The organism is Pseudomonas fluorescens (assembly GCF_001902145.1).
GTDB lineage: Bacteria > Pseudomonadota > Gammaproteobacteria > Pseudomonadales > Pseudomonadaceae > Aquipseudomonas > Aquipseudomonas fluorescens_BV.
In genome coordinates, this window is the sequence record NZ_MRST01000026.1 from 373531 (window position 1) to 394171 (window position 20641).

A 20641-nucleotide genomic window follows, 5' to 3' on the forward strand; every position below is an offset into this window, starting at 1 on the left:
GTCACGGCGCATTCGTGATGAGCAGCGCATCGTAGCTGTCGACAGCGAAGCCGTAGACGGTCGCGGGTTCAAGGGTGACCGAGGTCGCACCGGGTACAGGCTTGTCCAAGGCCACCTGCAACACTTCGCCAGGCAGCACGTAGGTACGAGCAAGGCTGGCCGTCACTCGTTGCGGATTAAGACGGACGTCTGCCGCCAAGCGAACTACGTAGGGGCTGTCGTTGCGCACACTCAAGACGTTGGCCTGATGCCAGGTCAGTAGTTCCCAAGGCGCATCGTTTTTTGGCAAGCCTTTGGGATGCAGGATCAGCGGAAGGTTCTGCCGAAGGCTGATACCAATGGTCGCACCTGAACCAGGTTGCGCCTGAGGAATTCCTTCGAAGGACACACGCTTCAGGCGCTGGGTCTTGAGTGGTTCGGTGCCTATTGAAAGAAACCGCACCATCTGACGCTCTCCTGCATCCACACGTGTGACCGGTGGGGTGACAACAATCAGTTGCTCGGTATCTTCCGGGACATCCTCAATAACCGAGTGCAGTAGTGCCGGACTGCTATCCGTGTTGGTGACGTTAATGCTGACTTCACCTTCTGCCTCATGTAGCACAATGACGGTGGTATCAGGACGCATACCGTCGGCGAACAGCATCGCCGGCAAGAAAAAACCTATTAACAAGCATGATTCAAGAAATCTTTTAACCATCACTTCACTACCCACTTGTGCGCACAGGCTTTGCGAAAGAAATATTGGCCGACACAAAGCCCGTTTAATAAAGCGTGGCTCTGCTCGGCCCCTTTCCGCACCTAGTTATAGATAGCGCAGCTCTAAAGTAGCCTGACCGTCCAGATTAATCTGATGACTCATATTTAACTCTGATGTTTTATTGATAACAGGCAACACTTCAATTTGGCCTGCCACCGTATTAAGCTTGATAGGTGCATAGACATTTCCTGCCCGCCAAGCCGTAAGGTTGGAGGTATGGCCGACGGCTTGGGTGCTATTCGCATGCCAATATCCGCCATTACTCTCGGAACCAACAATCCCCACCGCTACACCGTCCGCCACCGAATTACGTAGGTGGATCAGATACCCACCAATCTTTTGCCCCTGAGACGTAGCACCCAATCCGAAGTTATAAAAATCTTTATAGTTACTGCCAAAAAGACTGAGCATCATGCCGGGAATTCGAGAGCTTGCGCGATTGTCCGACGCCCTGATTGCCACCGTTGTCTTGACATTGCTGGCACACTTGATCGAATAAGGCGTTGTCTTTTTAGCCAACTGTGTATAACGGGTCGGACTCAGGGAATTCGGATCAATCCTTCCGTAGTCGAAGACCGAATTGGTTATTGTGAAACTGCAACTGACGGGGGCAATCGTCCCTTTCACGCTCAGGTCAGCAGCTTGAGCATGAAAACCAAGGGACGCCAAGCACGCGACACTCATTACAAACATCGTCTTATTCACTTTTAGTACTCTCAACATAACGATAAATATCAGATCGAACCCAATGATAATTAGGCCTGCGCTATCACCCGCATACCGATACGAATTATCTGATCAAAGAAGTACAATAGGAGCCTAGAGGTAACGAAGCTCCAAGGTTGCGTGACCGTCCAACTCGACTTTGCTGCCCACATCAAGCGCGGACTTTTTATTAATAAAGGTTACAATCTGGATATTCCCCGATACGGAGTTAACCTTAAGTGGTGTTTGCGCGCCTGAACCACTCCACCAGGCAATGACATCGCCGCCTTGACCCAACGCGTTGCTTCGATAGTTCTTCCATGTATTGCCATTGTCTGCGGAAGTCAATGTACGGACGGCTCGCCCGTCAGCAATAGAGTTTTGGACATGTACGGCATAACCGCCTATTTTTTGTCCTTTGGACGACAAACCCAATCCATAGTTGTAGTTATCAGTGTAGCCCTGGTCTATTGAGCTAACGATACCTGGCACTTTGCTGGATGAGCGATTGTCCACTGCCTTGAGCCCAACCGCAGTGAGTGCAGTTCCCTCACATTTAATAGCGAACGGTGTAGACTTCGCCGTCAAACGCGTATACTGAGTTTCGCTTAGGCTCGACGGCCGGATATCACCATAATCGAAAACGGCGTTAGTCATTGTAAAACTGCAACTGGCAGGAACAATGGCCCCCTTTACGCGCAACTCTGAGGCCTGAGCACTCAGACTAGCCACCGAAAGCACCATACTTGCCACCAAAACAAACTTAATTTTCATGATTTTATATCCTGCATAGACATAGAAATGGATTCGCTAGCAAAAAACCAATATCGCTCATCACTAAAACTGCCGACACAAAAACTATCGGAAATTACACAGCTCTAGCGTAGGCTGCTTGCCATCGAGCTCATAGTGTTAAGCTGCAACGGGCGGGGCCATCAATACCCTTCACTCGTAGATTGGCTGCTTCGACACTTAAATCTACAGCAACCAGAAGCAATCCCGCCGGCACTGACACTTTGTTTTTCATCTGACCATCTTAATTTCCTGACTCAGAAAAACAGCACCTATAGTCAGCTATGTGAGGCGTTAACTTGTTTAAACCCCACACGCATAACTACCCCCCTTGCATAAGCCCTGAGCGACAAATAATTACCGCCACGACTTAATTGCCGATCGGCAGTATCGGTGCCACACAGAAATAATTAAGCCGGAAAAACCCCTCAGTCAACGTAAGACAGCTCTGCAAACACGGCTTACATTTAGATTGCTTACTGTAGGAGCAAACACAAAAAACCAAGACAAATATGCATACATGTGTAGGATTAAGTTGATCACCCAGAAATTACGCACACTGCAAGTTATGAACTACAGCGACTCGCGACCAAATAACACAGCTATCGCAACCCCCTCCTACAAGCGGCATTCACAATTTCTGATGAGTGATTGGGGAAAATTCCTCTGGCACTACGCGTTGGCGCCAGCCGTCGATCGTGGCACGATGGCAAGGTTATCGACCGAGACCCCCAAACCATGCCGCAATCCCAAGCCAAGAATCTGTCCTTGATCGCCGCCATCGACCTGGGCTCTAACAGCTTTCATATGGTCGTGGCCAAGGCCCAGAACGGCGAGATCCGCATCCTTGAGCGGCTCGGCGAGAAGGTGCAACTGGCCGCCGGGATCGACGACGAGCGCAAGCTCAATGAAGAATCCATGCAGCGCGGGCTCGATTGCCTCAAGCGTTTCGCGCAACTGATCAACGGCATGCCCCCTGGCGCGGTGCGTATCGTTGGCACCAACGCCTTGCGCGAAGCGCGTAACCGCAACGAATTCATCCATCGCGCCGAGGAAATCCTCGGGCATCCGGTGGAAGTCATCTCGGGCCGTGAAGAGGCACGCCTGATCTACCTCGGCGTGTCCCACACCCTGGCCGATACGCCCGGCAAACGCCTGGTGGCGGACATTGGCGGTGGCAGCACCGAGTTCATCATCGGCCAGCGTTTCGAACCGCTATTGCGTGAAAGCCTGCAGATGGGGTGCGTGAGTTTCACCCAGCGTTATTTCAAGGATGGCAAGATCACCCCGGCGCGCTATGCCCAGGCCTACACCGCAGCGCGCCTGGAAATCATGAGCATCGAACATGCCTTGCACCGCCTGACCTGGGATGAAGCCATCGGCTCGTCCGGCACCATCCGTGCCATTGGCCTGGCCTTGAAGGCCGGTGGCCATGGCACCGGTGAGGTGAACGCCGAAGGCCTGGCGTGGCTCAAGCGCAAGCTGTTCAAGCTAGGGGATGCAGAGAAAATCGACTTCGACGGCATCAAGCCCGACCGTCGCGCCATTTTCCCTGCGGGCCTGGCGATTCTCGAAGCCATCTTTGACGCCCTCGAACTGCAACGCATGGACCACTGTGACGGCGCCCTGCGCGAAGGTGTGCTCTACGACCTGCTGGGCCGGCACCACCATGAAGACGTGCGAGAGCGCACCCTCAGCTCGCTGATGGAGCGTTATCACGTCGACCTGGAGCAAGCCGCCCGCGTCGAGCGCAAAGCCTTGCACGCCTTCGACCAGGTGGCCGAGGACTGGGACCTGGAAGACGGCGTCTGGCGCGAGTTACTCGGCTGGGCAGCCAAGGTGCATGAAGTCGGCCTGGACATCGCCCACTACCATTACCACAAGCACGGCGCGTACCTGATCGAACACTCGGACCTGGCCGGTTTCTCGCGGGAAGACCAACAGATGCTCGCGCTGCTGGTACGCGGCCATCGTCGCAATATTCCCAAGGACAAGTTTGCCGAGTTCGGTAAAGACGGCATCAAGCTGATCCGCCTGTGTGCGCTGCTGCGCTTTGCAATCCTGTTCCACCACATCCGTGGTACCCAGGAAATGCCCCAAGTCAAACTGCACGCCGATGGCGACAGCCTGGAAGTGATGTTCCCCAAAGGCTGGCTGGATGAGAACCAGCTGACCCAGGCGGACTTCGCCCAGGAAGCGGAGTGGCTGACGCGGGTAGGGTTCAGCCTGAACCTGCGCTAAGCAAACCTAAAAGCATTCTGCAAAACAAATGTGGGAGCGGGCTTGCCCGCGATGACGGAGTGTCAGCCAATGCATCTTTGGTTGACCTACCGCTATCGCGGGCAAGCCCGCTCCCACTTTTTGAACTGAGTTGGGTGTTAGTTCACCGTCAGAATCGGGCTACCCAACTTCTCCAACAATGTCGCCTGCGCGCTGCGCGGGTTCTGGTTGCCGGTCGGGGTATTACGCACGTAGCGCCCATCCGACTGCAGGCTCCAGCTATGGGTGTTGTCGGTCAGGTAGCTTTCCAGCTCCTTCTTGACCCGCATGATCAGCTTCTTGCCTTCCACCGGGAAGCAGGTCTCCACGCGCTTGTCGAGGTTGCGCTCCATCCAGTCGGCACTGGAGAGGAACATCTGCTCTTCGCCGCCGTTGAGGAAGTAGAACACGCGTGTGTGCTCCAGGAAGCGGCCGATGATCGAGCGCACGTGGATGTTATGCGACACGCCCACAATGCCGGGGCGCAGGCAGCACATGCCACGCACCACCAGGTCGATGCGCACACCGGACTGGCTGGCCTTGTACAGCGCGCGGATGATCTTCGGGTCGGTCAGCGAGTTGAACTTGGCGATGATGTGCGCCGGTTTGCCGTCGAGGGCAAACTGGGTCTCACGGGCAATCATGTCGAGCATGCCCTTCTTGAGCGTGAACGGCGCGTGCAACAGCTTCTTCATGCGCAGGGTCTTGCCCATGCCGATCAACTGGCTGAACAACTTGCCGACGTCTTCGCACAGCGCGTCATCGGACGTCAGCAAGCTGTAATCGGTGTAGAGCTTGGCGTTGCCGGCGTGATAGTTGCCGGTACCCAAGTGGGCGTAGCGCACGATCTCACCGGCTTCACGGCGCAGGATCAGCATCATCTTGGCGTGAGTCTTGAAACCGACCACGCCGTAGATCACCACCGCACCGGCCGCTTGCAGGCGGCTGGCCAGTTGCAGGTTGGACTCTTCGTCGAAACGCGCACGCAACTCGATCACCGCGGTGACTTCCTTGCCATTACGCGCCGCATCCACCAGCGCATCGACGATTTCCGAGTTGGCACCGCTGCGGTACAGGGTCTGGCGCACGGCCAGGACATGCGGGTCTTTGGCGGCCTGGCGCAACAGGTCGACCACCGGGGTGAACGACTCGAAGGGGTGCAGCAGCAGGATGTCCTGCTTGCTCACCACGCTGAAGATGTTCTCGCTGTTTTGCAAAAGTTTCGGGATCTGCGGGGTGAACGGCTTGTATTGCAACTCAGGATGGCTGTCCAAGCCGGTGATGCTGAACAGGCGCGTCAGGTTTACAGGGCCGTTGACCTGGTACAGCTCCGATTCTGCCAGGTTGAACTGCTTGAGCAGGTAGTCCGACAGATGTTTCGGGCAGGTGTCCGCCACTTCCAGGCGCACCGCGTCGCCGTAGCGCCGCGAGAACAGTTCGCCGCGCAGGGCACGGGCCAAGTCTTCGACGTCTTCGGAGTCCAACGCCAGGTCGGCGTTACGAGTCAGGCGGAACTGGTAGCAGCCCTTGACCTTCATGCCCTGGAACAGGTCATCGGCGTGCGCGTGGATCATCGACGACAGGAATACATAGTTGTCGCCAGCGCCCCCTACCTCTTCCGGTACCTTGATGATCCGAGGCAACAGACGCGGCGCCGGGATGATCGCCAGGCCAGAATCGCGGCCGAAAGCGTCGATACCTTCGAGTTCGACGATGAAGTTGAGGCTCTTGTTCACCAGCAAGGGGAACGGGTGCGTCGGGTCGAGGCCGATAGGCGTGATGATCGGCGAAATCTCGTCCCGGAAGTAACGGCGCACCCAGGTCTTGATCTTGGCGGTCCAGTGACGACGACGAATGAAGCGGACCTGATGCTTTTCCAGCTCCGGCAGCAGGATGTCATTGAGGATCGCGTACTGGCGGTCCACATGGCCGTGCACCAGCTCACTGATGCGCGCCAGGGCCTGGTGCGGTTGCAGGCCGTCGGCACCGGCTTGTTCACGGGCGAAGGTAATCTGCTTCTTGAGGCCGGCAACACGGATCTCGAAGAACTCGTCCAGGTTGCTGGAGAAGATCAGCAGGAATTTCAGCCGTTCCAGCAAGGGGTAGGACTCATCCAGCGCCTGCTCGAGCACGCGGATGTTGAATTGCAGTTGTGACAACTCGCGGTGGATGTACAGGCTGCTGTCATCCAGGTTGGTGACCACGGGCACCGGCGCAGGTGCTTCGGCAACCACCGCAGGCGGTGCGGGCTCCAGCTCCGGCGGGGTCTCGGCGACTTGTTCAACCACCGGATGAGCGTCTTTTACGGCAACTTCTGAGAGTCCTTCGGTATTCATCGAGTGTTCCTGTGAGGGCTATTGTTGCTCTCTAAGCAATTGGGCGGCGCGGGCGGCGAAGTAGGTCAGAATGCCATCAGCGCCGGCACGTTTAAAGGCAGTCAGGGATTCGAGGATCACCCCTTCACTCAACCAACCATTCTGGATTGCCGCCATGTGCATGGCGTATTCACCGCTGACCTGATAGACAAAGGTCGGCACTTTGAATTCCTCTTTGACCCGGTAAAGAATGTCCAGGTAGGGCATCCCGGGCTTGACCATGACCATATCGGCGCCTTCGGCCAGGTCGGCGGCCACTTCGTGCAGGGCTTCGTGGCTGTTGGCCGGGTCCATCTGGTACGAGGCCTTGTTGGCCTTGCCCAGGTTCAGCGCCGAGCCTACCGCATCGCGGAATGGGCCGTAGTAGGCGCTGGCGTATTTGGCCGAGTAGGCCATGATCCGCACATTGACGTGACCGGCCAGCTCAAGGGCTTCGCGAATCGCCTGGATGCGCCCGTCCATCATGTCCGACGGTGCAACCACCTGGGCGCCCGCAGCCGCGTGGGACAACGCCTGCTTGACCAGTGCATCGACGGTGATGTCGTTCTGAACATAACCGTCTTCGTCAAGAATGCCATCCTGGCCGTGGGTGGTGAAAGGGTCCAGGGCCACGTCGGTGATCACGCCCAGCTCCGGGAAACGCTCGCGCAGGGCACGGGTGGCGCGCTGGGCAATCCCCTGGGGGTTCCAGGCTTCGGCGGCGTCCAGGGTCTTGAGTTCGGCCGGGGTCACCGGGAACAGCGCCAGCGCCGGGATGCCCAATTCGACCCACTTCGCCGCCTCTTCAAGCAACAGGTCGATGGTCAGACGCTCCACACCCGGCATCGACGCCACCGCTTCCCGGCGATTTTCACCGTCGAGCACGAAAACCGGCAGGATCAGATCATTCGTGGTCAGTACATTTTCACGTACCAGGCGACGAGAAAAATCATCACGACGATTGCGACGCAGACGGGTGGCGGGGAACAGGCGATTGGCAGGGGTAAAGCTCACGACAGACTCCTGAGCCCGTATTTACGGGCGAGCGTTGCAGTTATAAGCGGCCATTATGACGAATGAATGACAGTTGTGCTTATCGACGCGACCTGTAGTCCCATTCGTCATTTGCGTAGGAATTGTTCACTTCGTGACACATCTCGATACTTTCATGAATCTTCGTGAAGGCGTAGGCTGCGCGTTCATTTCGCCAGCACCCTAGACCATGCTTCAACAATTTCTGCATGACTTCGGCTACTTTGCCCTCTTTCTCGGCACGTTCTTCGAAGGCGAGACCATCCTTGTACTCGCAGGCTTCCTGGCGTTTCGTGGCTACATGGATATCAACCTGGTGGTGGTCGTTGCCTTTTTTGGCAGCTACGCCGGCGACCAGCTCTGGTACTACATGGGGCGCAAGCACGGCCGCAAGTTGCTGGCGCGCAAGCCACGCTGGCAATTGATGGGCGACAAGGCACTGGAACATATCCGCAAGCATCCGGATATCTGGGTATTGAGTTTCCGCTTCGTCTACGGCTTGCGCACGGTGATGCCCGTGGCGATTGGCCTGTCCGGCTACCCACCGTTGCGCTACCTGGTCCTCAACGGTATTGGCGCGGCGATCTGGGCCGCGGCACTGGGGGCGGCGGCCTACCACTTTGGCGCGGTGCTTGAAGGGATGCTCGGCAGCGTCAAGAAATACGAGTTGTGGGTATTGGGCGCCTTGCTGGTGCTGGGCTTTGGCCTGTGGCTGCGCCGTCGCTTCAAGAATGCCCGCATCGCCCGCCAAGCCTGTGCCGAGGCCAAGGCTCGGCTGGCTAACGAGCCGGCCCCGGTCGAAACGACTAAGACGCCAACCGAGTAAGCCGGCTTCTGCAACAGTAGAGGCCGATGATGCTGAGCAGGCTGTAGCTCGCCAGGCCCAGCCAGCCCAGGTTGCTGGCGGGCCACAACCCCACCAGCGGCGCCAGCCATACCAAGGGAACATTCAGCGCCAGGCGCGCCAGCTCGGCCTTCAGTGCCCATGGGCGATTCTCCAGCGCCACCCCCAGGGTAAACAACCCCAGCGCCATCGTGCCCCAGCCAAGGACCAGCGCCGTGGCGGGCAAGCCCTCACCGAAATTCATCAGATAGCTGCCAAACCCTACATAAGCCGCAAACTGCAAGGCGATGTAGACCTGTTGGCGCACATCCAGCGGCACCTCGAATTTGCGGAACTGCCTCAGGTCCGGCTTGGCCATCGGGTACTGGGCCTTGACGTCTGCCGGGCGCCAGCCGGTGCGCATGAACCAGATACGCAGCTTGTCCCACCAACGCTCAGTACGCCGGGCGTCACTCCAGAGTTGCGCATAAAACTGCAGGTTGGCCCACAGCGGGTTCCAGCTGGCCAGGGGTGTGGTCACGCCGAAAATCACCGGTTCGTTATCGTCTTCCTCCTGGAAGGTGCCGAACAGTCGGTCCCAAATAATGAACACCCCGCCGTAGTTGCGATCCATGTAGAGAGCGTTCTGTGCATGGTGGGCCCGATGATTGGACGGTGTGACGAAAAACCATTCGAACCAGCCGAGCTTGGGAACATGGCGTGTATGGACCCAGAATTGATACAGCAGGTTGAGCGACGCCACGCTGATAAACACCACCAGTGGCACGCCGGCCACCGCCAGCGGCAGGTAGAAGATCCAACTCAGCAGGAAGCCCGTACTGGTCTGGCGCAAGGCGGTGCTGAGGTTGTAGTCCTCGCTCTGGTGATGCACCGAATGCGCGGCCCACAGGATGTTGCGCTCATGACCCATGCGGTGCAGCCAGTAGTAGCAGAAGTCATAGAACACAAAGGCAAACACCCAGGTCCAGGCACTCTGGGCCGGCAATTCGAACAGCGCCAGGTGCTCGAGGGCGAACGCGTAGGTCAGCAGGCCCACGCCCTTGGTAAGCAAGCCGGTGGTGGTGGACAGCACTCCGGTGCTGAGGCTGTTGATGGCATCCGCCACTCGGTAGTTGCGCACGCCACGCCAACGGTCGGCCAGCAACTCCACCACGATCAGGGCAATAAAAAACGGTACTGCGTAAGGCACAAAGTCCATGGGCTAGTCCGGTCTATTTTTGTTACATCAAGATTAGGTGCAGCGACGTGAGATCCCATTGGCAACAGGTTACAAATTAGTAGACATTTAACGCCATGAATCAGGAGAAATGCCCATGAGCAAAAAGATTGCAGTGATCCTTTCCGGCTGTGGCGTGTATGACGGCGCAGAGATCCATGAAAGCGTGATCACCCTGCTGCGCCTGGACCAGCGCGGCGCTCAAGTGGAATGCTTTGCACCCGACGTTGCGCAGTTGCACGTGATCAACCACCTAACGGGTGAAGAAATGCCCGAATCGCGCAACGTGCTGGTGGAATCCGCGCGCATCGCCCGCGGTGCAGTAAAGGATATTGGCCAAGCCAACGCCGCAGACTTTGACGCGCTGATCGTGCCCGGCGGTTTTGGCGCGGCAAAGAACCTGTCGAACTTTGCCGTGGAAGGCGCCGGCTGCATCATCAACCCCCAGGTGCTGGCACTGGCTGAAGCCTTTGCCGAGGCGGGCAAGCCGGTGGGGTTGATCTGCATCTCGCCGGCCCTGGCCGCCAAGATCTATGGCCCTGGCGTGACCTGCACCATCGGCAACGATGCCAGCACCGCCGCAGCCTTGGACAAGATGGGCGCCACCCACGTCGAATGCACCGTGGAGGACATCGTCGAGGACCAGGCGCGCAAGCTGGTGAGTACACCGGCCTATATGCTGGGCAAGAACATCAGCGAGGTGGCGTCAGGCATCAACAAGCTGGTGGATCGGGTATTGGAATTGACCCACGAGAACGACTGATGGGGGATGCACCTGTGGCGAGGGAGCTTGCTCCCGCTGGGTGGCGAAGCCGCCCCATCTAAGCTGACGCGGTGATTCAGATAAAACACTGACGACGGCTTTGGGGCTGCTACGCAGCCCAGCGGGAGCAAGCTCCCTCGCCACAGGTCAGGCTGGCTTCATCAAGCGGGTGAGGATGCGGTCCAGCGCATTGGCAAACGCCTGCTTGTCCTTTTCGCTGTGGGGCGGCGGGCCGCCGCCCATCTGGCCTTGCTCGCGCAGGTCGGTAAACAGGTTACGCACCGCCAACCGCTCGCTCATGTTCGCCGGGCTGAACTCCTTGCCACGCGGGTCAAGGGCCGTCACGCCCTTCTTCACCAGGCGGTCGGCCAAGGGCACGTCGCTGCAAATCACCAGTTCGCCGGGCACGGCGTGCTCCACCAGGTAATCATCGGCGGCATCCGGCCCGCTGGGTACAACGATCAACTTCACACAGGCAAAGCTGGGCTTGATCTGGCTTTGCCCTGCCACCAGCACCACCTCAAACTGGCGCTTGAGGGCGAACTTCAGCACTTGGTCCTTGGCCGCCCTGGGGCAGGCGTCGGCGTCGATCCACACGCGCATGCTACGCCGCCACCCGGCGCTTTTCGGTCAGGCGGCTACGGCCATACAACACCACAATCGCCAGGATCGCCACGGCCTGTGCCCCCAACGAGTACGCATCGGCGTGAATGCCCAGCCAATCGAAGTCAAAGAACGCCACCGGGCGCGTGCCGAAGATGCCCGCTTCCTGCAAGGCTTTCACACCGTGCCCGGCGAACACCACCGACAGCGCGCATAGCAACGCGGCGTTGATGCCGAAGAACAGCGCCAGGGGCAACTTCGCCGAACCACGCAAGATCACCCAGGCCAGGCCCACCAACAGCACCAGCGCCGTGGCACCACCGGCCAGCACCGCGTTGTGCCCGGCAGGGCCGGCCTGCAGCCACAGGGTTTCGTAGAACAGGATCACTTCGAATAGCTCGCGATACACCGAGAAGAACGCCAGCACGGCAAACCCGAAACGCCCACCGCCGCCCACCAGGCTGCTCTTGATGTAGTCCTGCCAGGCCGCCGCGTGACGCCGGTCGTGCATCCACACGCCGAGCCACAGCACCATCACACTGGCAAACAACGCCGTGCAGCCTTCAAGCAACTCACGCTGGGCACCGCTGACGTCAATGACATAGGCCGCCAAGGCCCAGGTACCCAAGCCTGCCAACAGCGCCAGGCCCCAGCCGACGTTGACGCTGCGCACCGCCGATTGCTGGCCGGTGTTACGCAGGAAGGCGAGGATCGCTGCCAGCACCAGAATCGCTTCCAGGCCTTCACGCAGCAGGATCAGCAAGCCGGAGATATAGCTCAACGACCAGCTCAGGCCATCGCCGCCCAGCAAACCGGCCGACTCAGCGAGTTTGCCTTTGGCCGCGTCCAAGCGCTGCTGCACCTGCTCGATAGGCAAGCCGTCCTGCAACGATTGCCGATAGGCCATCAGGGCCTTCTCGGTGTCTTTGCGCACATTGGCATCGACGTTATCCAGGGAGCTTTCCACCAGTTCGAAGCCTTCCAAGTAGGCAGCGACGGACAGATCGTAGGCCTGCTCGTGGTCGCCGTTGCGGAAGGCCGCGAGGCTCTTGTCCAGGGTGGCGGCGGTGTAGTCGAGCAACTGCGCGGGGCCACGCTGAACCTGCGGCGGCTGCGCACGTTGGGCGCGGAACGTCGCCGCAGCGCCAGGGCCGTCAGCGGCGAGTACTTCATTGGGGGTCTGGCGGGCCAGGTCGGCACGGTTGAACGTCTGCTCGCCTTTGGCAGCGGCCGGGTCGGCCGTGAAGCCGGCGATATAGGTTGCCAGGTCCCAGCGCTGGCGGTCGTCCAGTTGGTCAGCGAACGACGGCATGTCGGTGCCTTCGACGCCCAGGCCGAGGGTGTTGTAGATCGCGTAGAGGCTCAGGCGATCCAGGCGCGTGGCATCACGCAGGTTAGCCGGCGGTGGGGTCATGCCCACGCTTGCCGGGCCATCGCCGGCGCCCGCTGTGCCGTGGCACACCGAACAATGCTGGGCGTAGAGCGGCGTGCCTCGGGTGGGGTCCGGCGTGATGGCCGGGGCCTGGCTCACTTCATACGCCACGGCCAGCTTGGCGCCCAATTGACGGGCCTGGCGGGCAACGCTCGCACCGTCCTGGTGGGCAGTGACCGCGGCCAGCAGCTCATCAACGCCCTTTACCAGCTCGGCGCGCTCATGCTTGTCTGGCAAATCCGCCACCAGCCCCTGCAATACCCCGAGAAACTCGACTTGTTCGCGGTATTCCGAATCATCCACCACCTTGCCCGCTTCCACCGTCGGCGGGTAGTCGGCGCCAATGTAGTCGAGCAAATGCAGGGCTTGTGGCGCGCCCTCGGCGGTCGCGGCCGACAGATTGAAGCTGCACGACAGCAATGCCGGCAAGAGCAGCCAGGCGAGAAAGCGGAAAGGGGCGGTCATGAATGAATCTCAAGTGGAAATACGAAGTAACACTATTGTTGAGCTTAAAGAGCTTGGACTCAAGGTGTTATTTAATATCGCCACAAAACCAATGTGGGAGGTGGCTTGCCGCCGATAGCGGTGGTTCAGCTAGAAATTAGCTGACTGTCACCCTGCTATCGGGGGCAAGCCCCCTCCCACATTTTGATCCGGCTTGTTCAGTTACGCCGTGGCGCGATGCAGGCTCGCCAGGAAACCGGCAGCGCCGACAAACAAGCCAGCAAAGGTGCGGTTTACACGTTTTTGTTGTTTAGGCGTACGCAACAGGCGCAAGACTTTCGACGCCAACCCTGTGTAGCCCGCCATCACGATCATATCGACGCTGATCATGGTCGCACCGAGGATCAGGTACTGGATCAACAACGGCGCCTGCGGGTTCACGAACTGCGGCAGCACCGCCAGCATGAACACCAACGCCTTGGGGTTGCTGGCGTTGACCAAGAAGCCGCGGAACATCATCGCCATCGGTTTGCCGATCGGACGTACGGCGGCGTCATCGGTCATGTCCATGGGCAAAGCGCGCCATTGCTTGACGGCCAGGTACACGAGGTAGGCCACGCCGAACCATTTGATCGCATAGAACGCTGTAGACGAGGCCGCCAGAATGGCCCCCAAACCACCGGCGACCACAGCAATCTGCATCGCCAAACCCAGTTGCAGGCCGATGGCGTTCCAGTAGCCACGCACAAAACCGTACTGCAGGCCGCTGGACATCGAGGCGATGGCACCGGCGCCAGGGGAAAGGGAGATGATCCAACTGGCCAGGAAAAAGGCCAGCCATGTGTCGAGAGCCATTTGCACACCTCGCAAGGGAGTTAGCGGTTGTGCCTTAAGCTAACTCCAGCGACCAAAGGCTGGCTATAGATTTCTGTAGGAGCGAGCTTGCTCGCGAAAAATGCACAGGCGATGCGGGCTGACTGCAAGCGCTGCGTTATCGTTGACGGTCTTCGCGAGCAAGCTCGCTCCTACAGGATATTGGTGCCAGACCCGGGCCAACGGCGGACCGAACGCTGGAAGAACAAACTATTGGGCACCTGCACCATCGCGCTGTTGGTCCCGGCTTCCTCGACTTCGATCAGCGTGGTGTAGAGCAAGTTGATCGCCACGACCCGGCCCTTCACGCCCGGCTTGTCGACGGTGTCCACCAACTCGACGATATCACCCAGGCGAAACGGCCCGACGGTAAAGATCAGGATCGCGCACAGCAGGTTGGACAGCACCGACCACATGGCGAAGAACGCCACGGCTGCTACCGCGACAAAGCCCGACAGGGCCGTCCACAGCACCGTGGCGGACACACCCAGGCGGCCCAGCACAAGTATCAGCGCACTGCCCATGATCAGCCAGCGCAAGCCGCCGCGCAGGGGCATCAGCAATTGCGGGGGGAACGGGTAGCGCTCACCCAGGCGGGTCAGGCCTTTGGCGACGAAGCGCTGGGCCAGGTAGCCGGCCAGCAGGATCAGCAGGATTTGCACGCCGATCCAAATGAGCTCGATCAATTGCACCGATAATGGCAGTTGCAAAGCTTCCATCAGGACAGCGCCTCCAGCTCCGCTTGCAGGGTTTCGAGCAGTTCGAGGGCCTCCATCCAGGTTTCCTCCAATTGCCCCTCGCGCACCTTGAGCTTGGCCTGTTCGGCCAGCAGGTCACGCAGCTCGTCCTTGCGCGCCGCCTCGTACACGGCGCTGTCGCCCAGGCTGGCTTCGATCTTGGCCAGGCGCTCATGCACCTTGCCCAGTTCGGCTTCCAGCTTGTCGGCCTCACGCTTGTGCGGCGCCAACTGCTGGCGCAGCGCGGCGGCGGCCTGGCGCTGGGCTTTCTTGTCAGTCTTGTCCGGGTTGACCGGTGTGTTGCTGGCCGGCGCATTGCGCAGGCGGTATTCCGTCAGCCAGCGCGCGTAGTCGTCCAGGTCGCCGTCGAATTCTTCGACCTTGCCGTCGGCCACCAGCAGGAAATTGTCGGTGGTGCTCTTGAGCAGGTGACGGTCGTGAGACACCACCAATACCGCACCGCTGAATTCCTGCAGGGCCATGGTCAACGCCAGGCGCATCTCCAGATCCAGGTGGTTGGTCGGTTCGTCGAGCAGCAGCAGGTTGGGCCGGTCCCAGGCGATCAGGGCCAGGGCCAGTCGGGCTTTTTCGCCACCGGAGAAATTCAGCACGGGTTCGTCGATACGCGCGCCACGGAAGTCGAAACCGCCAAGGAAGTCGCGCAGGGTCTGCTCGCGCTCGGTCGGTGCCAGGCGTTGCAGGTGCAACAGCGGGCTTGCCTTGGCGTCCAGCGAGTCCAGTTGGTGCTGGGCGAAGTAACCCACCACCGTGTTCTCGCCACGGGTCAGGCGGCCGGCCAGCGGCTCAAGCTCACCCGAGAGGTTCTTGATCAGTGTCGACTTACCCGCGCCGTTCGGGCCGAGCAAACCGATGCGTGCACCCGGCGTGAGCTGCAGCTTGACCTTCTCCAGGATGGTTTTGTCGCCATAGCCAAGGCGCGCGTCCGAGAGGTCCAACAGCGGGCTGGAGATCTTCACCGACTCACGGAAGACAAAGTCGAACGGCGAATCGACGTGGGCCGCCGACAGCTCTTCCATGCGTTCCAGGGCCTTGATCCGGCTCTGGGCCTGGCGGGCCTTGGTCGCCTGGGCCTTGAACCTTGCGATGTAGCTTTCCATGTGCGCACGTTGCGCCTGTTGCTTTTCAAAGGCCTGTTGCTGCTGGGCCAGGCGTTCGGCACGCGCGCGTTCGAATGCGGTATAGCCGCCACGGTAAAGGGTGATTTTCTTCTGTTCGACATGGGCGATGTTATCGACCACGGCGTCGAGGAAATCCCGGTCGTGGGAAATCAGCAGCAAGGTGCCCTGGTAACTCTTGAGGAAGTCTTCCAGCCACAGGATCGCATCGAGGTCCAAGTGGTTGGTCGGCTCGTCGAGCAGTAGCAGGTCCGAGGGGCACATCAGCGCTTGGGCCAGGTTCAGGCGCATGCGCCAGCCGCCGGAGAAGTCGGCGACCGGACGGTCCATCTGTTCGTTGGTAAACCCAAGGCCGGCGAGCATCTTTCGAGCGCGGGCGTCGGCGGTGTAACCGTCGGCGCTGTCCAGCTCCGAGTGCAGGCGCGCCAGGGCGGCACCGTCCTGGGCTTTTTCGGCTTCGGTCAGGTCGTGTTGCACCTGGCGCAGGCGCAGGTCGCCATCGAGCACGTAGTCGATGGCGATGCGGTCCAGGGTGTCGATCTCCTGGCGCATATGGGCTATGCGCCAGTCGGCCGGCAGCAGGCAGTCCCCGGAATCCGGAGTCAGCTCACCCAGCAACAAGGCGAACAACGTGGATTTGCCGGCGCCATTGGCACCAATCAGGCCGGCTTTGTGACCGGCGTGCAGGGTCAGCTCGGCGTCTTCAAGAAGACGTTGCGGGCCACGCTGTAATGTTAGGCTTTGAAGTCGGATCATAATGGCGGCGGAGTCTACCAGCTTCGTTGGCCGCTGGCTTGGGTGTGAATATGTGCGCTGACCTGTGGAGCTTTGCCCTTTCGACCTATACCCGCCCGGGTGTGGAGGCCGCTTGCCTGCGCTTGCAGGAGCAAGGGGCAGACGTGTGCCTGTTGTTGTGTGGTGCGTGGCTGGAATGGCGAGGTGTGGCGTACAAGCCCGAACGCGTTCAGGCACTGCAACAGATTGCCCAACCGTGGCGGGTGCAGGTTGTCGAACCCTTGCGACAAATGCGCGTGCAATGGCGGGCCTTGGCCCAGCAGGATGCGCAATTGGCATCGCTACGAGAGCAGGTCCAGACACTGGAACTGGAGGCCGAAAGAACGCTGCTGGCGCGCTTGGAAGCGCTGGCGCAGACATGGCCGATCAAGGAGGTGCCGGCTCAGCAAGAATGGCTTGAAGGCCTGGCGACCGAAGCCGCCAACCTTGACCACGACGCGCTGCTGCAATTGCGCGCCATGGCCACCAACACTTAGGAAGCGCTGGTTGGGGTGGTGCTTGGCGCTACCGGTGCAGGGGTGCTGCTGGCCGATGCAGTTGGAGCGGTGGCTGCTGCCGGGGTGGTAGTGGGTGCTGCTGGAGTAGCTGGCTTTGCGGCCGGTTTTGCGGCAGCAGGCTTAGCGGCCGGTTTGGCAGCAGCAGGTTTAGCGGCTGGCTTAGCGGCCGGTTTGGCAGCTGCTGTTCTAGCGACTGGCTTGGCAGCTGGTTTGGCAGCCGCAGTTTTCGCGACTGGCTTGGCAGCTGGTTTGGCGGCCGCAGTTTTAGCGACTGGCTTGGCAGCTGGTTTGGCAGCAGCAGTTTTAGCAGCTGGCTTAGCCGCTGGTTTGGCGGCTGCGGTTTTAGCAGCTGGCTTGGCAGCTGGTTTGGCAGCTGCGGTTTTAGCAACTGGCTTCGCGGCTGGTTTGGCAGCTGCGGTTTTAGCAGTTGGCTTCGCTGTCGGCTTGGCAGCAGCAGTTTTAGCAACTGGCTTCGCGGCTGGTTTGGCAGCAGCAGTTTTAGCAACTGGCTTCGCGGCTGATTTGGCAGCTGCGGTTTTAGCAACTGGCTTGGCAGCTGGTTTGGCAGCAGCGGCTTTAGCAGCTGGCTTAGCGGCTGGTTTGGCAGCAGCAGTTTTAGCAGCTGGCTTAGCGGCTGGTTTGGCAGCAGCGGTTCTAGCAGCTGGCTTGGCGGCTGGTTTGGAAGCAGCAGTTTTAGCGACTGGCTTAGCGGCTACTTTTGCAGGCGTACGAGCGCCCAGTGCCTTAGCTACGGCTTCTTTCACACGACCAACGCCTTGGGCCAGTTTCAGGCTTTCTTGAGCGTCTTTTTTGAGTTGGGAAATGTAGCTGCGGGTTTCGGCTTGGCGATCCTTGAGAGCATCCAGCAGCTCTTCAAGCTCTTTTACCGCGCCTTTGGCTTTGGCTTGCGCCTTGGACTTGCCGGCAGTGGCGGCGTCTTGCAGTTTGGTGCGGGACTTGTGCAGCTTTTCTTGCGCTTTACCGCGTTGCTTTTCCAGTTTGGCGAGCAGTTTTTCTGCATCAGCCAAGGCTTGGGAGCACGCGCTTTCCAGATGTTCGAGCAGGCTGCCCGAAAGTTGTTGGAGCAAGTGCAACGGGGTATTTACAGGCTTCTGTTTGGCCGACATGGTTTACCTCCTGGCTGACGTGGGTGCGGCTCATACTAGCCCTCTGCTCTTACCGCCGCTAGGGCATGTTGACAGTATCCTTTGCGTTGCGTTGCAACGTGCGAAAATTCTTATCGATATAACGGAAAACCACGTCACTTTTTACGCACCCGCACTGGCATAATCCGTCGCACTTTCGCCGGGAGAATGCCCATGTCGCGTTACCTTTTTCTAGTGTTCAGCTTGGCGATCTGCGTGGCCGATGCAAGCGAACAACCCTCTTCAAACACCACCGTCGCAACCCCGCACGATCTTGCCTATAGCCTGGGCGCAAGCCTTGGCGAACGGTTGCGCCAGGAAGTCCCCGGCCTGCAGATACAGGCGCTGCTTGACGGACTCAAGCAAGCCTACCAAGGCAAGCCACTAGCGCTGGATAACGCGCGCATCGAACAGATCCTCGCGCAGCACGAAGCGCAGAACGCCGCCGACGCCCAACGACCTCAAAGCGAAAAAGCACTCGCTGCCGAGCAGCAATTTCTCTCAAGGGAAAAAGCCGCCGTCGGCGTTCGTCAGTTGGCCGATGGGATCCTGCTCACCGAGCTGGCACCGGGCACTGGCAACAAGCCGTTGGCCAGCGATGAAGTGCAGGTGAAATACGTGGGCCGACTGCCTGACGGAACTGTCTTCGACAAAAGTACGCAACCGCAATGGTTTCGCCTCAACAGCGTGATCAGCGGTTGGAGCAGTGCATTGCAACAGATGCCGGTGGGTGCGAAATGGCGTCTGGTGATTCCTTCAGCCCAGGCCTATGGCGCAGACGGCGCAGGTGAGTTGATCCCCCCCTATACGCCGCTGGTGTTCGAGATCGAACTGCTCGGCACTCGCCACTGACCCATAAAAAAACGGTGCGACATGCGCACCGTTTTCTTACCTCGCCATCAGCGTCAAGCCTGGGTGGCGGGTTCTTCCTTATGAGCGTTGTGCAGCACTTCGATCAAGCAATCTTCCAGCTCGAAACGCTCATGCAACAGCGCACCCAACTCTTTGAATTTTTCCGCGACACATTTCCCGGCATCACACAGGTCGGTAAACGCCAGCAGCTTTTCAGTGATCACATCGATGCGCGGGTAAATCGTCTCGGCCAACTTCAGGCCACGCTGATCATCGAAGGCTTGCGCCTCTTTGGTCAGTTGCTCATAGACGCCGAAATGCCCAGCAGACACGTAGTCAACCAGCGCAGCGCAGAAATCTTGCAATGTCTCGCGATTCTCAGCCAACGCTTCGGGCTTGGCGCCGAGAGCATCAAAGGCCCGAACCAGTTCGTGACGTGCCTTCAACCAGCTGTCGATCAGCTTGTGCACCCCACCCCAGCGTTCCTCAGCATTCTGACAACTTTCCAACATGATGATCTCTCTTCCCTATTGGGGCGCCGCAGCTCTGTACCTGCGCAACACTTCAAGGATGAAGCAGCAGACGGACAAGGCCGCGTCTGACAAGCGGTTTGGATAACGCGTGCGGGCCAGATTATGCCCGCATGACTATGGCTTCAAGGTACGCAGGAGAGAATGTTCATACAAGTGTTTAATCCGCTCCTACAACCTGAGTCTCGTTTTCAAGGCGTTGCGAGGCGCAAAAGCCTGCCGAACAGCAACCGTGACACCTGCATGAACCCCAGGATCAGCATCGCCACGAAGAACAACAGGCTCCACTCAGGCAGGCTCAGGTCAAACAGCGTCCAGTTGATTTCGACACAATCGACCGTGCCATTGAACACCGAGCGCATTGCCTGCCAGACAGACAGGTTTTCAAGCATGTGCTGCACGCTGGGCCAGCAATCCCCGACCTGACTTGCCGGCCTGTTCTGCAACAGCACTTGCCTGCCTGCGGTGATGGCGCCCAGCAGCGCGCAGGCCATGCTCGCCAGCCCGTAGAGGCAATGGCCGGAACGCCCAGGCCTGTGAAGCGCGGCAATCAGGTTGATCAATGCAAAAGACGCGAGGAACAGGCGCTGTACCTGGCATAGAAAACAAGGTCGTAGCAGCGCGCCGTATTGAAGGTAGAAAGACGCGCCCAACGTCAGCGCACCCGCCATGAACGCCAGGAAAAACAAAGAGCGTAAAGGGGCCAAAGACATTGTTTATCCGCACTGCAAGAGATAGGTCGCTACGGTAGAGGAAAGGCCCAACCCCTTTCAATACGCCCTAGAGCAGACATTTCCTCGAAAACATAAGGACATCCCGCCACGGACCCGAGGAAATTCAGTTACAACAAGTAGGAATTAGTAACAAGGCCA

General features: G+C 59.2%; 19 protein-coding genes. 5 read left to right on the forward strand and 14 right to left on the reverse strand.

The annotated features are described in order from the left end of the window. Position 1: 1 nt before the first annotated feature. From BUE92_RS21220 to BUE92_RS21230, 3 genes are all read right to left on the reverse strand, one after another. Positions 2–715: a fimbria/pilus chaperone family protein gene (locus BUE92_RS21220; RefSeq protein ID WP_256673993.1), complete on the reverse strand. Its 714-nt coding sequence runs from the start codon at positions 713–715 to the stop codon at positions 2–4. 90 nt (positions 716–805) lie between these two features. Further along, on the reverse strand, positions 806–1465 hold the full coding sequence (locus BUE92_RS21225; protein ID WP_178391344.1) for a DUF1120 domain-containing protein: 660 nt from the start codon (positions 1463–1465) through the stop codon (positions 806–808). Positions 1466–1579: 114 nt separating this feature from the next. Next, positions 1580–2239 carry a DUF1120 domain-containing protein gene (locus tag BUE92_RS21230; RefSeq protein ID WP_073526098.1) on the reverse strand — a complete coding sequence of 220 codons (660 nt, stop codon included), beginning with the start codon at positions 2237–2239 and terminating at the stop codon, positions 1580–1582. 756 nt (positions 2240–2995) lie between these two features. Here BUE92_RS21230 and ppx point away from each other — a divergent pair. Beyond that, positions 2996–4498, forward strand: coding sequence for an exopolyphosphatase (gene ppx, locus BUE92_RS21235; RefSeq protein WP_003195352.1), 1503 nt, complete (start codon positions 2996–2998; stop codon positions 4496–4498). A gap of 137 nt (positions 4499–4635) precedes the next feature. Here the strand turns inward: ppx and ppk1 are convergent, their stop codons facing one another. Further along, the gene (ppk1, locus tag BUE92_RS21240) at positions 4636–6852 is read right to left on the reverse strand and encodes a polyphosphate kinase 1 (protein WP_073526100.1); all 2217 of its coding nucleotides are present in this window, start codon (positions 6850–6852) and stop codon (positions 4636–4638) included. An 18-nt stretch (positions 6853–6870) separates the two neighbouring features. After that, entirely contained in the window at positions 6871–7884 is a 1014-nt protein-coding gene (hemB, locus tag BUE92_RS21245; protein ID WP_073526102.1) for a porphobilinogen synthase, read from the reverse strand. A 208-nt stretch (positions 7885–8092) separates the two neighbouring features. Between hemB and BUE92_RS21250 the strand changes: the two genes are divergently transcribed. After that, positions 8093–8728 (forward strand): DedA family protein, encoded by a 636-nt coding sequence (locus BUE92_RS21250; protein WP_073526104.1) that lies wholly within the window; start codon positions 8093–8095, stop codon positions 8726–8728. Here the strand turns inward: BUE92_RS21250 and BUE92_RS21255 are convergent. Then, a complete protein-coding gene (locus BUE92_RS21255; protein ID WP_073526106.1) occupies positions 8709–9944 on the reverse strand; it encodes a sterol desaturase family protein in 1236 nt (411 codons plus the stop codon). The genes BUE92_RS21250 and BUE92_RS21255 overlap by 20 nt on opposite strands. A 115-nt stretch (positions 9945–10059) precedes the next feature. On the opposite strand from BUE92_RS21255, the gene elbB reads away from it, so the two are divergent. Continuing rightward, positions 10060–10725 (forward strand): isoprenoid biosynthesis glyoxalase ElbB, encoded by a 666-nt coding sequence (gene elbB / locus BUE92_RS21260; protein WP_073526109.1) that lies wholly within the window; start codon positions 10060–10062, stop codon positions 10723–10725. A 147-nt stretch (positions 10726–10872) separates the two neighbouring features. Here elbB and BUE92_RS21265 read toward each other — a convergent pair whose 3' ends face one another. From BUE92_RS21265 to BUE92_RS21285, 5 genes are all read right to left on the reverse strand, one after another. Further along, positions 10873–11328 carry a YaiI/YqxD family protein gene (locus tag BUE92_RS21265; protein ID WP_073526111.1) on the reverse strand — a complete coding sequence of 152 codons (456 nt, stop codon included), beginning with the start codon at positions 11326–11328 and terminating at the stop codon, positions 10873–10875. A gap of 1 nt (position 11329) precedes the next feature. Further along, on the reverse strand, positions 11330–13225 hold the full coding sequence (locus BUE92_RS21270; protein WP_073526114.1) for an FTR1 family protein: 1896 nt from the start codon (positions 13223–13225) through the stop codon (positions 11330–11332). 201 nt (positions 13226–13426) lie between these two features. Continuing rightward, a complete protein-coding gene (locus tag BUE92_RS21275) occupies positions 13427–14059 on the reverse strand; it encodes a LysE family transporter (protein ID WP_073526117.1) in 633 nt (210 codons plus the stop codon). Between the two features lie 170 nt (positions 14060–14229). After that, positions 14230–14796: a mechanosensitive ion channel family protein gene (locus BUE92_RS21280; protein ID WP_073526119.1), complete on the reverse strand. Its 567-nt coding sequence runs from the start codon at positions 14794–14796 to the stop codon at positions 14230–14232. Then, complete coding sequence (locus BUE92_RS21285; RefSeq protein ID WP_073526121.1) at positions 14796–16706, reverse strand: ATP-binding cassette domain-containing protein; 1911 nt, start codon at positions 16704–16706, stop codon at positions 14796–14798. The genes BUE92_RS21280 and BUE92_RS21285 overlap by 1 nt, the downstream gene beginning before the upstream one ends. A gap of 50 nt (positions 16707–16756) precedes the next feature. Between BUE92_RS21285 and BUE92_RS21290 the strand changes: the two genes are divergently transcribed. Beyond that, positions 16757–17221, forward strand: a complete 465-nt coding sequence (locus BUE92_RS21290) for a TIGR02444 family protein (RefSeq protein WP_178380733.1) — start codon at positions 16757–16759, stop codon at positions 17219–17221. On the opposite strand, the gene BUE92_RS21295 is transcribed toward BUE92_RS21290, so the two are convergent. After that, a complete protein-coding gene (locus tag BUE92_RS21295) occupies positions 17218–18369 on the reverse strand; it encodes an AlgP family protein (RefSeq protein WP_073526123.1) in 1152 nt (383 codons plus the stop codon). The two genes, BUE92_RS21290 and BUE92_RS21295, sit on opposite strands and share 4 nt — an antisense overlap. A 192-nt stretch (positions 18370–18561) precedes the next feature. Here BUE92_RS21295 and BUE92_RS21300 point away from each other — a divergent pair, with 192 nt between their 5' ends. Then, positions 18562–19239, forward strand: a complete 678-nt coding sequence (locus BUE92_RS21300; protein WP_073526124.1) for an FKBP-type peptidyl-prolyl cis-trans isomerase — start codon at positions 18562–18564, stop codon at positions 19237–19239. A gap of 53 nt (positions 19240–19292) precedes the next feature. Here BUE92_RS21300 and BUE92_RS21305 read toward each other — a convergent pair whose 3' ends face one another. Continuing rightward, entirely contained in the window at positions 19293–19751 is a 459-nt protein-coding gene (locus BUE92_RS21305) for an Rsd/AlgQ family anti-sigma factor (protein WP_073526125.1), read from the reverse strand. Between the two features lie 209 nt (positions 19752–19960). Beyond that, positions 19961–20482 carry a disulfide bond formation protein B gene (locus BUE92_RS21310; protein ID WP_073526126.1) on the reverse strand — a complete coding sequence of 174 codons (522 nt, stop codon included), beginning with the start codon at positions 20480–20482 and terminating at the stop codon, positions 19961–19963. Positions 20483–20641 lie beyond the last annotated feature (159 nt).

What these genes read in the sequence shown, in the direction of transcription:
- BUE92_RS21230 (WP_073526098.1), bottom strand. Translation starts at nt 2,239, where the DNA reads ATGAAAATTAAGTTTGTTTTGGTGGCAAGTATGGTGCTTTCGGTGGCT.
- ppx (WP_003195352.1), top strand. Translation starts at nt 2,996, where the DNA reads ATGCCGCAATCCCAAGCCAAGAATCTGTCCTTGATCGCCGCCATCGAC.
- ppk1 (WP_073526100.1), bottom strand. Translation starts at nt 6,852, where the DNA reads ATGAATACCGAAGGACTCTCAGAAGTTGCCGTAAAAGACGCTCATCCG.
- BUE92_RS21250 (WP_073526104.1), top strand. Translation starts at nt 8,093, where the DNA reads ATGCTTCAACAATTTCTGCATGACTTCGGCTACTTTGCCCTCTTTCTC.
- BUE92_RS21255 (WP_073526106.1), bottom strand. Translation starts at nt 9,944, where the DNA reads ATGGACTTTGTGCCTTACGCAGTACCGTTTTTTATTGCCCTGATCGTG.
- elbB (WP_073526109.1), top strand. Translation starts at nt 10,060, where the DNA reads ATGAGCAAAAAGATTGCAGTGATCCTTTCCGGCTGTGGCGTGTATGAC.
- BUE92_RS21265 (WP_073526111.1), bottom strand. Translation starts at nt 11,328, where the DNA reads ATGCGCGTGTGGATCGACGCCGACGCCTGCCCCAGGGCGGCCAAGGAC.
- BUE92_RS21270 (WP_073526114.1), bottom strand. Translation starts at nt 13,225, where the DNA reads ATGACCGCCCCTTTCCGCTTTCTCGCCTGGCTGCTCTTGCCGGCATTG.
- BUE92_RS21275 (WP_073526117.1), bottom strand. Translation starts at nt 14,059, where the DNA reads ATGGCTCTCGACACATGGCTGGCCTTTTTCCTGGCCAGTTGGATCATC.
- BUE92_RS21280 (WP_073526119.1), bottom strand. Translation starts at nt 14,796, where the DNA reads ATGGAAGCTTTGCAACTGCCATTATCGGTGCAATTGATCGAGCTCATT.
- BUE92_RS21285 (WP_073526121.1), bottom strand. Translation starts at nt 16,706, where the DNA reads ATGATCCGACTTCAAAGCCTAACATTACAGCGTGGCCCGCAACGTCTT.
- BUE92_RS21290 (WP_178380733.1), top strand. Translation starts at nt 16,757, where the DNA reads ATGTGCGCTGACCTGTGGAGCTTTGCCCTTTCGACCTATACCCGCCCG.
- BUE92_RS21295 (WP_073526123.1), bottom strand. Translation starts at nt 18,369, where the DNA reads ATGTCGGCCAAACAGAAGCCTGTAAATACCCCGTTGCACTTGCTCCAA.
- BUE92_RS21300 (WP_073526124.1), top strand. Translation starts at nt 18,562, where the DNA reads ATGTCGCGTTACCTTTTTCTAGTGTTCAGCTTGGCGATCTGCGTGGCC.
- BUE92_RS21305 (WP_073526125.1), bottom strand. Translation starts at nt 19,751, where the DNA reads ATGTTGGAAAGTTGTCAGAATGCTGAGGAACGCTGGGGTGGGGTGCAC.
- BUE92_RS21310 (WP_073526126.1), bottom strand. Translation starts at nt 20,482, where the DNA reads ATGTCTTTGGCCCCTTTACGCTCTTTGTTTTTCCTGGCGTTCATGGCG.